This is a genomic window from Sphingomonas panacisoli (genome assembly GCF_007859635.1).
Taxonomy (GTDB): Bacteria; Pseudomonadota; Alphaproteobacteria; order Sphingomonadales; family Sphingomonadaceae; genus Sphingomonas; species Sphingomonas panacisoli.
Map to the genome: position 1 here is coordinate 755325 of NZ_CP042306.1, position 13185 is coordinate 768509.

At 66.0% G+C, this 13185-nt stretch carries 13 protein-coding genes and 1 pseudogene; 10 read left to right on the plus strand and 4 right to left on the minus strand.

Features of this window, described 5'->3' with window-relative positions:
* Positions 1-102 precede the first annotated feature (102 nt).
* The 5 genes and pseudogenes from FPZ24_RS03865 to FPZ24_RS03885 all read left to right on the plus strand — a co-directional run bounded on the left by FPZ24_RS03865 (position 103) and on the right by FPZ24_RS03885 (position 4313).
* A complete protein-coding gene (locus tag FPZ24_RS03865) occupies positions 103-453 on the plus strand; it encodes an endonuclease domain-containing protein (RefSeq protein WP_240047595.1) in 351 nt (116 codons plus the stop codon).
* Positions 453-929: a hypothetical protein gene (locus tag FPZ24_RS03870; RefSeq protein WP_146569806.1), complete on the plus strand. Its 477-nt coding sequence runs from the start codon at positions 453-455 to the stop codon at positions 927-929. Before FPZ24_RS03865 ends, FPZ24_RS03870 begins: the two co-directional genes overlap by 1 nt.
* A 113-nt stretch (positions 930-1042) precedes the next feature.
* Positions 1043-2389, plus strand: coding sequence for a methyl-accepting chemotaxis protein (locus FPZ24_RS03875; protein ID WP_146574146.1), 1347 nt, complete (start codon positions 1043-1045; stop codon positions 2387-2389).
* Between the two features lie 147 nt (positions 2390-2536).
* A pseudogene (locus tag FPZ24_RS03880) lies at positions 2537-3701 on the plus strand (MBL fold metallo-hydrolase).
* Between the two features lie 156 nt (positions 3702-3857).
* Positions 3858-4313, plus strand: coding sequence for a hypothetical protein (locus FPZ24_RS03885; RefSeq protein ID WP_146569807.1), 456 nt, complete (start codon positions 3858-3860; stop codon positions 4311-4313).
* Positions 4314-4344: 31 nt separating this feature from the next.
* Here FPZ24_RS03885 and FPZ24_RS03890 read toward each other — a convergent pair whose 3' ends face one another.
* A complete protein-coding gene (locus FPZ24_RS03890) occupies positions 4345-4866 on the minus strand; it encodes a DUF3617 domain-containing protein (protein ID WP_186729036.1) in 522 nt (173 codons plus the stop codon).
* A 2-nt stretch (positions 4867-4868) separates the two neighbouring features.
* Entirely contained in the window at positions 4869-5429 is a 561-nt protein-coding gene (locus tag FPZ24_RS03895; RefSeq protein ID WP_186729038.1) for a DUF3617 domain-containing protein, read from the minus strand.
* 94 nt (positions 5430-5523) lie between these two features.
* On the opposite strand from FPZ24_RS03895, the gene uvrB reads away from it, so the two are divergent.
* From uvrB to FPZ24_RS03920, 5 genes are all read left to right on the plus strand, one after another.
* On the plus strand, positions 5524-7731 hold the full coding sequence (gene uvrB, locus FPZ24_RS03900) for an excinuclease ABC subunit UvrB (protein ID WP_146569810.1): 2208 nt from the start codon (positions 5524-5526) through the stop codon (positions 7729-7731).
* Positions 7732-7810: 79 nt separating this feature from the next.
* Positions 7811-8341, plus strand: a complete 531-nt coding sequence (locus FPZ24_RS03905; protein WP_146569811.1) for a hypothetical protein — start codon at positions 7811-7813, stop codon at positions 8339-8341.
* A 42-nt stretch (positions 8342-8383) separates the two neighbouring features.
* Positions 8384-8533, plus strand: a complete 150-nt coding sequence (locus tag FPZ24_RS03910) for a hypothetical protein (RefSeq protein WP_146569812.1) — start codon at positions 8384-8386, stop codon at positions 8531-8533.
* A 433-nt stretch (positions 8534-8966) separates the two neighbouring features.
* A complete protein-coding gene (locus FPZ24_RS03915) occupies positions 8967-10679 on the plus strand; it encodes a chloride channel protein (protein ID WP_240047680.1) in 1713 nt (570 codons plus the stop codon).
* 69 nt (positions 10680-10748) lie between these two features.
* Positions 10749-12320: an amidase gene (locus FPZ24_RS03920; RefSeq protein ID WP_146569814.1), complete on the plus strand. Its 1572-nt coding sequence runs from the start codon at positions 10749-10751 to the stop codon at positions 12318-12320.
* Here the strand turns inward: FPZ24_RS03920 and FPZ24_RS03925 are convergent.
* Positions 12272-12700 carry a DUF4345 domain-containing protein gene (locus FPZ24_RS03925; protein WP_146569815.1) on the minus strand — a complete coding sequence of 143 codons (429 nt, stop codon included), beginning with the start codon at positions 12698-12700 and terminating at the stop codon, positions 12272-12274. The genes FPZ24_RS03920 and FPZ24_RS03925 overlap by 49 nt on opposite strands.
* Positions 12697-13158: a DUF2721 domain-containing protein gene (locus tag FPZ24_RS03930; RefSeq protein ID WP_420853384.1), complete on the minus strand. Its 462-nt coding sequence runs from the start codon at positions 13156-13158 to the stop codon at positions 12697-12699. Before FPZ24_RS03930 ends, FPZ24_RS03925 begins: the two co-directional genes overlap by 4 nt.
* Positions 13159-13185: the final 27 nt, after the last annotated feature.

The window sequence follows — 13185 nt, forward strand, 5'->3', positions numbered from 1 at the left end:
TCCCCATCGCAGATGGGGAGGGGGACCACGCGCAGCGTGGTGGAGGGGGAAATGCCACCGCCAAGAAAGACGGTAGAACGCGCGAGAAAATTGCGGCGCGAGATGACGCTGCCGGAGGTGAAACTGTGGCAATGGCTGCGCGGGTCGCCATCCGGGTTTCGGTTTCGACGGCAGCATCCGATCGGTCATTTCTCGCTCGATTTCTATTTTGCTGCGGGCAAGCTGGCCATCGAGGTTGACGGTGAGGCGCATAGCCGCGGATCGCAGCCGGAGCGGGACGCGATCCGCGATACTTGGCTGGCGGAGCGCGGTGTGCGGACTCTGCGGATACGCGCGACCGATGTGCTCAATGAGTTCGATGCCGTGACGCGGCTGATCTTGGCCGAGTGCGTCGCTATTCCCCTCCACCAGCCTGCGGCTGGTCCCCCTCCCCAGCTAGCTGGGGAGGAATGATGCTCCGCCGCGTCGTCCTCCACTCGCCGCTCGATCCCGTCGCGATCGCGACCCGCCTTCGCGACACGCTCGGCGGGCGGAAGGACAAGCCGAAGAAGGGCGTCACGGGTCAAGGCGACGAGCAGACGATGATGCTGTTCGTCTATCGCGGCTATGGCGAGGCGACGGGGACGCGGTTCGATGCGGTGATGCACCCCGACGACGGCGGCGGGACGCGGATCGAGGGGCGGTTCGGGCTCGCGCGCGGGATGGCATGCGGGTTGATCCTGTGGTGCGGATTCCTGTCGATCTTCCTGTTCACCGGCATCGCGATCTGCGCGAACGGCGGGGCGTGGGAAGTCGGGGTGCCGTTCGTCGCGATCTCGTCGCTGATGATGATCGTGCCGGTCGGCTTGTGGTGGTTCGGGACGCGCTATAGCGCCGACGACGAAGCGGCGATCCGACAATTCCTGGCGGACACGGTGCAGGCGCTGTAATGGCGACGGACGATCGCTAATCAGACTTTAACCGCTTCTGCGTAACGCTTTCCCCCTTGTTTTACAGGGGGTTTGATTTGGACATCGCGCAGACCGTCCAGACCGCGGCGCGGATGTCGGGCGATCTCGGCATTCGGACGCTCGATCTGCAGGCGGACATCAGCGAACTCGCGCGGCGCGTGACCGACCAGGCGACGACGATCGAGACGATCGGCGGCGACGCGGTGCGGCTGGCCGAGAATGGCGAGAGCATCGCCACGGCCGCGCAGGAAGCGCGTTCCAGCGCCGGCGCCGCGCGCGCGGTGATCGACGATTCGAGCCGCCAGCTGTCGGGCGCGACCGCCAACGTCGTCGAACTGATCGACCAGGTCAGCCATATTCACGCCGCGCTCGGCGGGTTCAACGAAGCGCTCGAGACCGTGGCGCACGTCACCAGCGTCATCAGCGGAATCGCCAGTCAGACCAACCTGCTCGCGCTCAACGCGACGATCGAGGCGGCGCGCGCGGGGGATGCCGGCCGCGGCTTTGCCGTGGTCGCCAGCGAAGTGAAGAAACTCGCCAACGAAACCGCGACCGCGACGCAGAAGATCGAACAATCGATCCGCGCGCTGACCGGTGAAGCATCGGGCATGCTCGATCGCGTCGCGCACGGCGTGGAGAAGGCGCAGTCGGCGCACGACGGCACGCGCGATATCGAGGCACTGGTCGGCCGTCTGTCGACGCTGATGCGCGGCCTGTCGGACAATAGCGAGGCGGTGGCCGATTCGATCGGGTACATGGTCGAATCGGTCGGCAATATCCGCACCGGACTGGGCAGCCTGGCGCATCATTCGACCGGCAACGCCGATGGCTTGCAACGCCTGTCGACCCGCCTGACCAGCGTCAGCGACGACACCAACACGCTGCTGCAATATTTCGCGCAAAGCGGCGTGGAGATCGCCGATTCGCCCTATATCCGCTTCGGCCTCGACACGGCGAAATCGGTCGCCGAACGGCTCGAGGCAGCGCTCGCCTCGGGCGAGATCACCGCGGCGGATCTGTTCAGCGAGGATTACGCACAGATCCCGGGGAGCAGTCCGGCGCAATACACTCACCCGGTCCAGCGCTTCATCATCCCGACCGCCCGCACGCATCAGGAAGCCGCGCGTAACTACAAAGGCTTCTTCGGGATGACCTTCACCGACCGCAACGGCTATGGCGCGGTCGCGATGCCCGAACGCGCGCACCCGCAGCGGCCGGGCGACGACGAATGGAACGCCGAACATTCGCGCCAGGGCCTGATCTTCGATTTTCCCGAGACGCAGGAACAGTGCAAGATCACCGATCCGTTCTGCCTCAAGGCCTATCGCCGCGCGACAGCGTCGGGTGGGGTGTTGCTGCTCAAGCAAGTCATCGCGTCGATCGCGGTGCAGGGGCGGCATTGGGGCATCCTGCAATTCGCGTACGAGGATCAGGGGTAAGGCACTTTTCCGACGAAAACTGTGCTCCTGCGAAAGCAGGAGCCTAGGGTGCCACGCAACTCGCTCGCGATATCGCCCTGGGCTCCTGCTTTCGCAGGAGCACGGAACGCATCTTGAACCGTTCCGCCCGCTGTGGGACGGGCGGGCATGGGCAAGGTTTTCAGGTGGATCGGCGCGGCCCTGTTGTGGATCGCCATCCTTTCATGCCTGACGCTGACGATCGTTCCGCATTTTCTCGACGCTCGATATTATCGCGGTCCCGCCAGCGATCATTTCGACGGCGAGCATTTCCGCAATCCCGACGGTAGCGATGAGGTCTTCACGCCGACCAACGGCTTCGCGACGATCGCGCGCTACCTACTGGGCAATGACGATCGACCGCTTTGGCCCGCCCGCGTCGCAATCACGCCGACAAAGCCGCCCGCGCGGGTCAATGGCCAGCGGATGCTGGTGACCTGGGTGGGCCATTCGAGCGTACTGGTGCAGACGCAAGGCATCAACATCCTGACCGACCCGGTGTGGAGCAGGAGCGCGGGGCCGTTGGGGTTCGGCCCGACGCGCGTCGCCGATCCGGGGATCCGGTTCGAGGACTTGCCGAAGATCGACCTCGTCCTCGTCAGCCACGACCATTACGATCACATGGACCTGGCCACGCTCAAGCGACTGTGGGATCGCGACAAGCCGACGATCGTAACGTCGCTCGGCAACGACAGCGTGATCGGTCAAGCAAGCGTGCCGGCGACCGCGCGCGATTGGGGCGGGCGGGTTCCGGTGCGACCGGGTGTCGAAGTCATCGTCAACCGCGGCCACCATTGGGACAGCCGCTGGTTCACCGACCGTAACCGTGCCTTGTGGTCGAGTTTCGTCGTCACGCTGCCGAGCGGCGGCAATCTGTTCTTCGCAGGCGATACCGGGGCGGGCGATCTCGGCTGGGCGGACACGGCGCGCAGCTATGGACCGATCCGGCTGGCGCTGATCCCGATCGGCGCGTTCCGCTTCAGCGCCGGGCAGATGGCGGCGGGGGAGTCATATCGGCCCGGTCGATGCGGTCGAGGTGTACCGCCGGCTCGGTGCGGCGCGCGCGATCGGCGTGCATTGGGGGACGTTCCGGCTATCGTACGAAGCCTGGGACACGCCGCCCAGGATGCTTGCCGCGGCGGAGCGTTGTGCTGGTCTGCGCGGGTTTGGTACCGAACCGATCGGCCGGACGGTCGAGGTACCGGTCTATGCGGCGGCGCCTGCGCGCCCTGCAATGTCACGCGATGCGCTGCTCGAATGCCTGAATACGCCGGCGGTGAAGGCGTTGCGCTGACGCTTTCAAGCCGTTCGTGCTGAGCTTGTCGAAGCACGTGTTGCAATTGCAGTCCTTCGCGAGCGCACTTCGACAAGCTCAGTGCGAACGGAACAATAGTGCAGCCGCTTGAGCGCAGCCGCCTAGGTGCTATGACAAGGGCTTAGGGGGAGGGGCATGCCCGCACAACCGGCGCCGCGGCGCTACGAGACGAGCATCGACCGGGTCGGGCTGGCGATCGGCGCGGGCGGGCTGATGGGCGGCGCGATCGGCGTCCTGCTGATGGTGTTCGCCGGCACGCACAATGTCGGGGCGCTGCTCGGCGCGTTGCTGATCGGATCGGTGATGACCGCGCTGTCGATCACCGCGCTGGCGGCGATCCCCTGGGCATTGCTCCACGCTAGCGGGCGCCGCGGACCGCTGGCGGCCGCCGCATTGGGGGCGGTGATCGGGTTCGTGCTGTTCTTGGGCGGCCAGACCTATGGCTATGGCCTTTTCACGATGCCGGCGATGGATGCGCGCACGTTGCTCTACCGCTGGGCGAGCGGGTTTCTCACCAGCCTGATCATGGCCGCAATGGCCGCCGGCGTCGCGGTGGCGATGTGGCGAGTGGCGTACCGGAAGGTCGGTTGAAACCGTCCGGTCGAGCCCCCCGCCACCGAACTTACATCCCCGTCATCCCCGGTACCTTATCCTTCGCGGTGCATTCGCCGCGCCGCACCGAGTGGATGCGCATTTCCATCAGACCCTGCTTGGCGCCGAAATTGTCATACGCCTCGACGGTCATGTCCATGTCCTGATCGGTCGCGCCCAGCGTGCCGCTGGCGGTGATTTTCGCGGTCTTGCCGGTCGCGTCCTTGCAGGTGCCGGCAACGTCGAGCACGCCGCCCGCGACCGATTTCTTGTCGAACGTACAGGTGCCGCCGCCGCCGCCCATCTTTTCGAGGTTGGCGGTCGGGTCTTCCTTTGCCGCCCATTCGGGGGTGACGCAGACCGTGGTGGCGTTCATCACGCCGAATAGCTGGTCCAGCGCCGCCTTGTTCTGATCGGCATTCGCGCCTTCGACGCGCTTGACCTCGAACGTCTGCGACCAGCTGCCAGGCTGGCGCTTGGGCGGCGGGCCGCTCTTGCCGCACGCGGTCAATGCCAGCGCGGCCACGCTCACGGCCAGTATCGTCTTGTGCATCGTCACTCCTTGTCTTCGGTCCCGCGGCATGCGCCCGTCCGTTTGGCGTCTACCGTCATTTTCATCGACATGGCAGCATAAGGCGAACTGCTGTCCGTGTTCGATGCCATTTCCATGTGATAGGCGTCGGACGAGAACGTGCCGGTCATCGTGGCGTTCATGTTGCCGCCTTCGTTCTTGCACGTCATCGCCGCGTCGATCTTGCCGCCGCCCATCGTGAAGCGGCTGTAAGTGCAACTCTTGTCGCCGCTTTTGTCGCCGGTGAAGAAGGCGCGCTTCGCCTTGACCTCTTCCTCGGTAACGCAGCTGACGATGGGCTGCTTGCCGCCGATCCGGCTGGCGAGCTTGGCCTGTTGATCCGCGGGCAGCTTGGGCATCTTCATGTCGCTGATCGTCATCGTGCCCTCCCAGCGGCCCGGCGAGATCATGTCGGCGCCGCCGGTCGCCGCGGCGACCTTGGCCTTGACCTCCGCCTCGCTGGCGTTGGTCGCGCTGACGGTGGGGCCGCCGGCGTTGCACGCGGCGAGCGGGACGAGAGCGGTGATGAGCAGGAAACGGCGCATGGTTGGACTCCCCCTGAAAGGCCCGGAAAAATGAACGGGGCGACCGTTCCCGCTTTGTTGCGGGTTGGCGTCCAACATCCCATATTCCCCAACTATGGCAATCCAGATTCGCACCAACCTGGCCGAACCCGAGACCGGGCAGGCGTTCATTCCACACCGGCCCGAACGCCCGGCCAAGGTGGAAGGAGGCAAGGCGTTCAAGCTGGTCAGCGACTACGAACCATCGGGCGACCAGCCGGGCGCGATCAAGGAGCTGACCGAAGCGGCCTTGTCGGGCGAGCGCGACCAGGTGCTGCTGGGCGTGACGGGGTCGGGCAAGACCTTCACGATGGCGAAGGTGATCGAGACGCTGCAGCGCCCGGCCTTGATCCTGGCGCCGAACAAGATTCTGGCGGCCCAGCTCTACGGCGAGTTCAAGAGCTTCTTCCCCGACAATGCGGTCGAGTATTTCGTCAGCTACTACGACTATTATCAGCCCGAGGCGTATGTGCCGCGGTCGGACACGTATATCGAGAAGGAATCCTCGGTGAACGAGTCGATCGACCGGATGCGGCATTCCGCCACCCGGTCGCTGCTCGAACGCGACGACGTGATCATCGTGGCGTCGGTGTCGTGCCTGTACGGCATCGGATCGGTCGAGACCTATTCCGCGATGATCTTCGACCTGAAGAAGGGCCAGACCGTCGATCAGCGCGAGATCGTGCGCAAGCTCGTCGCGCTGCAGTACAAGCGCAACGACCAGGCGTTCGCGCGCGGCAATTTCCGCGTGAAGGGCGACAACCTCGAGATATTCCCGTCGCACTATGAGGACACCGCGTGGCGGATCTCGTTCTTCGGCGACGATATCGAGGACATCGTCGAGTTCGATCCGCTGACGGGCAAGAAGGTCGCGAGCCTCAACTATGTCCGCGTGTTCGCCAACTCGCACTACGTCACGCCGGGACCGACGCTGAAACAGGCGATGGAGGCGATCCGCCACGAACTCGCCGAGCGGCTCAAGGAAATGGAGGCCGAGGGCAAGTTGCTCGAGCATCAACGGCTCGAACAACGTACGAACTTCGATCTGGAAATGATTGCGGCGACTGGATCTTGTGCGGGGATCGAGAATTACTCGCGCTTCCTGACCGGACGTATGCCGGGCGAGCCGCCGCCGACCCTGTTCGAATATTTGCCCGAGAATGCGTTGCTGTTCGTCGATGAGAGCCACCAGACGATCGGCCAGATCAACGGCATGGCGCGGGGCGACCATCGGCGGAAGATTACGCTGGCCGAATATGGGTTCCGCCTGCCGTCGTGCATCGACAACCGCCCCTTACGCTTCAACGAATGGGACGCGATGCGCCCGCAGACGACCTATGTCTCGGCAACGCCGGGCGGGTGGGAGATGGAGCAGACCGGCGGCGTCTTCGCCGAACAGGTCATCCGCCCGACCGGGCTGATCGACCCGCCGGTCGAGATCAAGCCGGTCGAGGATCAGGTGCAGGACTGCATCAACGAATGCCGCAAGACGGCGGAGGCCGGCTATCGCACGCTCGTCACCACGCTGACCAAGCGCATGGCGGAAGATTTGACCGAATTCATGCACGAGGCGGGGCTGAAGGTCCGCTACATGCATTCCGATGTCGAGACGTTGGAGAGAATCGAGCTGATCCGTGATCTTAGGCTCGGTGTCTACGACGTACTGGTAGGGATCAACCTGCTGCGCGAAGGCCTCGATATTCCCGAATGCGGACTGGTCACGATCCTCGACGCCGACAAGGAAGGCTTCCTGCGCTCCGAAACCTCGCTGATCCAGACGATCGGCCGCGCCGCGCGCAACGTCGACGGGCGCGTGATCCTCTATGCCGACCGCATGACCGGCAGCATGGAGCGCGCGATCAACGAGACCAATCGCCGCCGCGAGAAGCAGCACGCCTATAACACCGAACACGGCATCACGCCGACCACGATCAAGCGCGACATCGGCGACATCATCAAGGACGTCGCGAGCCGCGACCAGGTGACGGTCGAGATCGATGAAGACCGTCCGCACATGGTCGGCCACAATCTGCGCGCGTACATCGAGGAACTCGAAAAGAAGATGCGCAAGGCCGCGTCGGACCTGGAGTTCGAAGAGGCCGGGCGCCTGCGCGACGAGATCCGCAGCCTGGAGCAGGAAGAACTCGGCCTGCCCTCGAGCGAGCACAAAGCGCCGATCATGGGCCGGTCGAACGAAGGCAAGCCCGGCACGCGCAAGACTCGCTACGGCAAGCAGTCGAAGATGCGGGCAGGCATGCCGGGGAGCAGCCGGCGGGCGCGGTAAGCGCTGCGCACGTCGCTATTCCGCGCTTTCCCGCCGCTTTCGGGTTGAGGCGCGGCGTTCCTGTCGCCATGGTCGCGCGATGCGTAGATTGCTGGCCGTTTCGCTCACAACCCTTGCACTCGCCGGCTGCGTCGGCCCGCCCCAGGCGCCCGAAGCGCCGCCCGCGCCGGTGATCAGACCGACGCCGCGACCGGTGCCGGTACCGCCGCCTGCGCCGCTGGCGAGCGACTGGAACGACTGGCCGTTCACGCAAGGGGATTGGGTGTATCGCCGCGATGCGCGCGGATCGATCGCGCTATTCGGAGCGGGCGGCGGCGACGCGGCGATGACGCTGCGCTGCGACCGCGCGCGCGCCGCGCTGTACCTGTCGGTGCGCGGGCCGGCGACGCCGGTGACGGTGCGCACGACGACGATCAACCGAGTCATTCCGTTGCAGCCGACCGGCGGCGACGCGGGGTATGCGGCGACGATGCTGGGCCCCAACGACCTGTTGCTCGATGCGATGGCGTTCAGCCGCGGGCGGTTCGTGGTCGAGCGCGCTGGCGACGTTCCCCTGGTCGTCCCTCCCTACGCCGAAATCGGCCGCGTGATCGAGGATTGCCGGGGATAGAGTCGCGCGTCTCTTGCGTTGTAGCGCGCGAGGAGACCAGCCATGATCCGCAAGCTCAAATCGGGCGAATACCGCCTCTATTCGCGCAAGGTCGATCCCAAGACGCACAAGCGCCGCAACCTCGGCACGTTCGACACGCGCGCCGGCGCGGAGAAGCACGAACGCGAGGTCCAGTACTTCAAACACCATTGATGCGGGAGAGCCGAGGGTCAATCGGCCAAGGCGAAAGAGAATCGTCGAATTCCGTGTGAATTACAAGACTTGAAATGCTTATCCACGTGATTCACATTGCCCTTGTACCCAGCTTCGGGTGCGTTGTTTCAACAAGCGAAAGGAGGTGATCCGATGTCTCATGGTTCAGCAGTGGGGTCGGTTCAGTTCGTTCGGGGGACGCGCCGCTAAGTCCGCCGGTTCCTGACGGGAGGTATCTTCCTCCAATCAACGCAGGAGCCACAGGATTTGCGGTCCGCATGGTCCTCCGGGCTGGAGCTTCCGGCCGCTGACCATGTCAGGAGGTTGCCGGGGAGAGATCCCCGGCAGCCTCTTTTCATTTTTGCCCGATGCGCGGATAGCGCCCGCCCATGGCAGGGCTGCAACTTTCCTATCGCGCGCTGACGCCGATCGCCTGGGACGGCGCAAGTTTCGTTCGAGCGAATTCTGGTTCATCGGGCTTGCGATCGCGGTCGGGGCGGCATCCGGCCTTGCGACCGTCGCGCTGGGATCGATCGCGCGCGGTATCCAGCATCTGTTGTTCGGCCTGCCCGACGAACAGCGGCTGAGCATGGTCGCGTCGCTGAGTCCGGTGCAGCTGGCGATGTTGCCGCTGGGCGGGGCGGTGCTCGCGGGATTTTCCTGGGCGGTGCGGTCGCGCAAGCGCACCCTGGTCGACGCGGTCGAGGCGAATGCGCTGCATGGCGGTCGGATGTCGATGACCGATAGCCTGATCATCGCGATCCAGACCGCGATCTCCAACGGGTTCGGCGCGTCGGTCGGGCTCGAGGCGGGGTACGCGCAGCTCGGCAGTGCGGCGGGGTCGGCGGTAGGGCTCGGGCTGGGCGCGCGGCGAGCGGACCTGCGCATCCTGGTCGGCGCGGGCGCGGGGGCGTCGATCGCGGCGGCGTTCGGCACGCCGCTGGCGGGCGCGTTCTACGCGTTCGAGATCGTGATCGGTGCTTATACACCCGCCGCCATCGCGCCGATCGTCGCGGGGTCGCTCGCCGGCAGCCTCGTCGCGCACGCGATGGGCGCGCCGCCCTACGCGGTCGAGGCCGTCAATTCGACGCTGGCGGTGCGCGGCGATCACTACATCCTCTACAGCCTGTTGGGCGCGATCTGCGCGATAATCGCGGTCGCGCTAATGCGCGCGGTCGCGGCGGTGGAGTGGGGCACGCGGCGCGTCGGCTTGCCGAGTTGGGCGCGGCCCGCGATCGGCGGGGCGTTGATGATTCCGATCGCGGCCTGGTCGCCGCAAGTGCTGTCGGCCGGCCACGGCGCGCTCGGCACCGATCTGGCGGTGGGCGCATCGCTGCAGTTCCTCGCGATCGTGCTGGTCGCCAAGTCGCTCGCGTCGGTCGTGTCGCTGGGGTTCGGCTTTCGCGGCGGGCTGTTCTTCGCGTCGTTGTTCCTGGGGACGCTTGCCGGGCATCTGTTCGCGGGACTGGTCGCGCTCGCCGCCGGCTATCAGATCCTGCCGTCGGGCGACGCCGCTTTGGTCGGCATGGCGGCGATGGCGGTCGCGGTGATCGGCGCGCCGCTGACGATGGCGATGCTGGTGTTCGAAGCGACCAAGAGCTTTCTGCTGACCGGCGCGGTGATGGCGGCGTCGCTGATCGCGTCGACGATCGTGCGCGAGACGTTCGGGTACAGCTTCTCGACCTGGCGGCTGCATTTGCGCGGCGAAACGATCAAGAGCGCGCGCGATGTCGGCTGGGTGAAACTGCTGACCGCCGGGCGGATGATGCGGCATGAGGTGCAGGAGATCCCGGCGGACGCGACCGCCGCCGAATTCCGCCGCCGTTATCCGCTCGGCGCGGTCAGCCGGGTGGTACTGACCGACGCGAACGGCGACTATGCCGGGATTATTCCGCCCGCGATCGTCTATGCCGAGGGGGTGACGCCGGAGACGGTGATCGGGACGCTGGCGCGCACGCCGCTGCCGCCGCTCAGCCCCCAGGACGACATCGTCGCGATCATGGGCAAGTTCGACGTGGTGCAGGCGGACGAACTCGCGGTGGTCGGCAATGACGGCGTGGTGCTCGGCACGCTGTCGGAAAAGTTCGTGCGCAAGCGTTATGCCGAGGAACTCGAAAAGGCACAGCGCGAACTGTTCGGCGAGTGAGGCAGCGCGCTTGCCGCGCATCGCGGACTGGCGCACGATAGTTGCGATACAGAAACGAGAGGGGTGAGCATGCGACCGATTCTGGCCCTTTTGCTGATGGCGGCGCCCGCCGCGGCGTTCGCGCAATCCGCGCCGGTGGTGGAGGAGCAGTCGATCGACCAGCTGCGCGCCGCGATGTCCTCTGGCACGTCGAGCGAGGCGATCACGCGGGCGTATCTGTCGCGGATCGAGGCGATGGACCGCAAGGGGCCGAGCCTGAGGGCGGTGATCGCGGTCAATCCCGATGCGATCGCGCAGGCGCAGGCCAGCGATGCGCGGCGCAAGGCGAAGAAGCTGCTCGGCCCGCTCGACGGCGTGCCGATACTGATCAAGGACAATATCGAGACCAAGGATCCGGTCGCGACCACCGCGGGGAGCCTCGCGCTCAAGGATAACATTACGAAACGCGATGCGCCGGTCGTCGCGTTGCTGCGCGCGCAAGGCGCGGTGATCCTGGGCAAGACCAACCTCAGCGAATGGGCCAATATCCGGTCGACCAAGGCGATGAGCGGCTGGAGCGCGATGGGCGGGCTGGTGCGCAATCCCTATGCGCTCGACCGCTCCGCCTGCGGGTCGTCGAGCGGCACCGGTGCGGGAATCGCGGCGAGCTACGCGGCGGCGGGCTTGGGGACCGAAACCGACGGGTCGGTGGTGTGTCCCTCCTCGATGAACGGGCTGGTCGGGCTGAAGCCCACCGTGGGCTTGGTCAGCCGCAGCTTCGTGGTGCCGATCAGCCATAGCCAGGACACGCCGGGACCGATGGCGCGCGGCGTCAAGGATACCGCGATCCTGTTCTCCGCAATGATCGGTGCAGACCCGGCCGATCCGGGGACGGCGGATGCGGGCAAGTATCGCAAGGACTACGCCGCCGGGTTGTCGTCGAGCGGACTGAAGGGCGTTCGGATCGCCGTCCTCCGCACCGACATGCCGGCGCTCGAGAAGGTACGATTCGAGGAAGCGCTCGGCGTGCTCAAGGCGCAGGGCGCGGTGCTGGTCGATGTCACGCGGCCCAAGACCGATGGCGTCGGCGACGCGGAGTTCGACGTGCTCAAGTTCGAGCTGAAGAGCGACCTCGACAAGTATCTCGCCGCGACGCCGGCGGCGGTGAAGACGCGTTCGCTCGATCAGGTCGTCGCGTTCGACACCGCCAACGCCGCGACCGAAATGCCGTATTTCGCGCAAGAAATCTTCGACATGGCGGCGAAGTCGAAGGGCGTGGACGAGCCGACCTACAAGGATCAGCGCGCGAAATCTTTGGCGGGCGCGAAGGGTGCGATCGACAAGATGCTGGCCGATGCCGGCGCGACGATCCTGGTGCAGCCGACCTACGGCCCCGCCTGGCTCAGCGACCCGGTCTATGGCGATCAGTATAACGGGCCGAGCTCGTCCGAACTCCCGGCGATTTCGGGCTATCCCAATTTGACCGTGCCGATGGGGCTGGTGCGCGGGTTGCCGGTCGGCATCTCGTTCATCGGGCCGGCCTATAGTGAGCAGGCGCTGCTCAATGCGGGCTATGCGTACGAGCAAGCGTCGAAGGCGCGCGCGGCGCCGCGCTATCTGCCGACCGTGGACGCCGGCCCGGCGGTCGAGGCGGCCAAGTAACGCCGCGCGAACCCGGCCTGCCACAGCATCAGTAGCGGCACGACGCCGAGCTCCATCGCGAGGCCGAACAGATGGCCCGTGCTCGGCGGCCCGACCGACAGCAGCGACCCGATCCGCGCCAGCCCGCCGCACACCACCAGCGCGCCGAGCAGGCGGAAGCGCGGACCCTTGGTCTCGATCGCGGGGATGCAGGTGGCGAACGCGATCCCGACCGCGAAGAAGATGCCCGATATGTAGCGGAAATGGCTATCGAGGTCGGTCGGGACGACCGGCGGATGACCGAGAAACGACGGCCCGCGCAGGATGCTCTCGCCCCCGACCGACAGCGGCACCAGACACGCGATCGCGACGACGATCTGGAGCAGGCGCTTCTCGATCACGAATGTTCCAGCAATTCGGCGCGGATGTGCACGGCGCGGAGCGACATCCGCACCTCGACGATGAACGCGACCAGCGACGCAATCAGGCACACCATCGCCAGGATGAAGGTCAGCGCGACATAGGTCCCGAACTTGAGGTCGGCGAGTTCCGCGACGAACAGCAACGCGACCACGGTGCAGGTCAGGATCGCGCTCGACACCGCGAGGAACAATGCCGCGTTGATCACCCAGATACGCTTGTCGAGCAGCCGCAATTCCCACACGTGGCGATCATGCTCCGGCCCGGTCGAGCGCGGGTGCAGCGCCTCCAGCGCTCGGGCACGATCGACCACGCGCGACAGCCGCCCCGCCAGCACGTTGAGCAAGCCCGAAATGCCCGCGAGCATGAAGACGGGCGACAGCGACAGCTGGATCGTCTGGGCGATCGTCGAGACGGTGGCGACTTGCATGGCGGACATGATGGCGGCTGTCGCGCGTTTAGGGAA

Excerpts from the sequence above, each read along its gene's own strand:
- FPZ24_RS03865 (WP_240047595.1), top strand. The coding sequence starts at position 103 with ATGACGCTGCCGGAGGTGAAACTGTGGCAATGGCTGCGCGGGTCGCCA.
- FPZ24_RS03870 (WP_146569806.1), top strand. The coding sequence starts at position 453 with ATGCTCCGCCGCGTCGTCCTCCACTCGCCGCTCGATCCCGTCGCGATC.
- FPZ24_RS03875 (WP_146574146.1), top strand. The coding sequence starts at position 1,043 with ATGTCGGGCGATCTCGGCATTCGGACGCTCGATCTGCAGGCGGACATC.
- FPZ24_RS03885 (WP_146569807.1), top strand. The coding sequence starts at position 3,858 with ATGCCCGCACAACCGGCGCCGCGGCGCTACGAGACGAGCATCGACCGG.
- FPZ24_RS03890 (WP_186729036.1), bottom strand. The coding sequence starts at position 4,866 with ATGCACAAGACGATACTGGCCGTGAGCGTGGCCGCGCTGGCATTGACC.
- FPZ24_RS03895 (WP_186729038.1), bottom strand. The coding sequence starts at position 5,429 with ATGCGCCGTTTCCTGCTCATCACCGCTCTCGTCCCGCTCGCCGCGTGC.
- uvrB (WP_146569810.1), top strand. The coding sequence starts at position 5,524 with ATGGCAATCCAGATTCGCACCAACCTGGCCGAACCCGAGACCGGGCAG.
- FPZ24_RS03905 (WP_146569811.1), top strand. The coding sequence starts at position 7,811 with ATGCGTAGATTGCTGGCCGTTTCGCTCACAACCCTTGCACTCGCCGGC.
- FPZ24_RS03910 (WP_146569812.1), top strand. The coding sequence starts at position 8,384 with ATGATCCGCAAGCTCAAATCGGGCGAATACCGCCTCTATTCGCGCAAG.
- FPZ24_RS03920 (WP_146569814.1), top strand. The coding sequence starts at position 10,749 with ATGCGACCGATTCTGGCCCTTTTGCTGATGGCGGCGCCCGCCGCGGCG.
- FPZ24_RS03930 (WP_420853384.1), bottom strand. The coding sequence starts at position 13,158 with ATGTCCGCCATGCAAGTCGCCACCGTCTCGACGATCGCCCAGACGATC.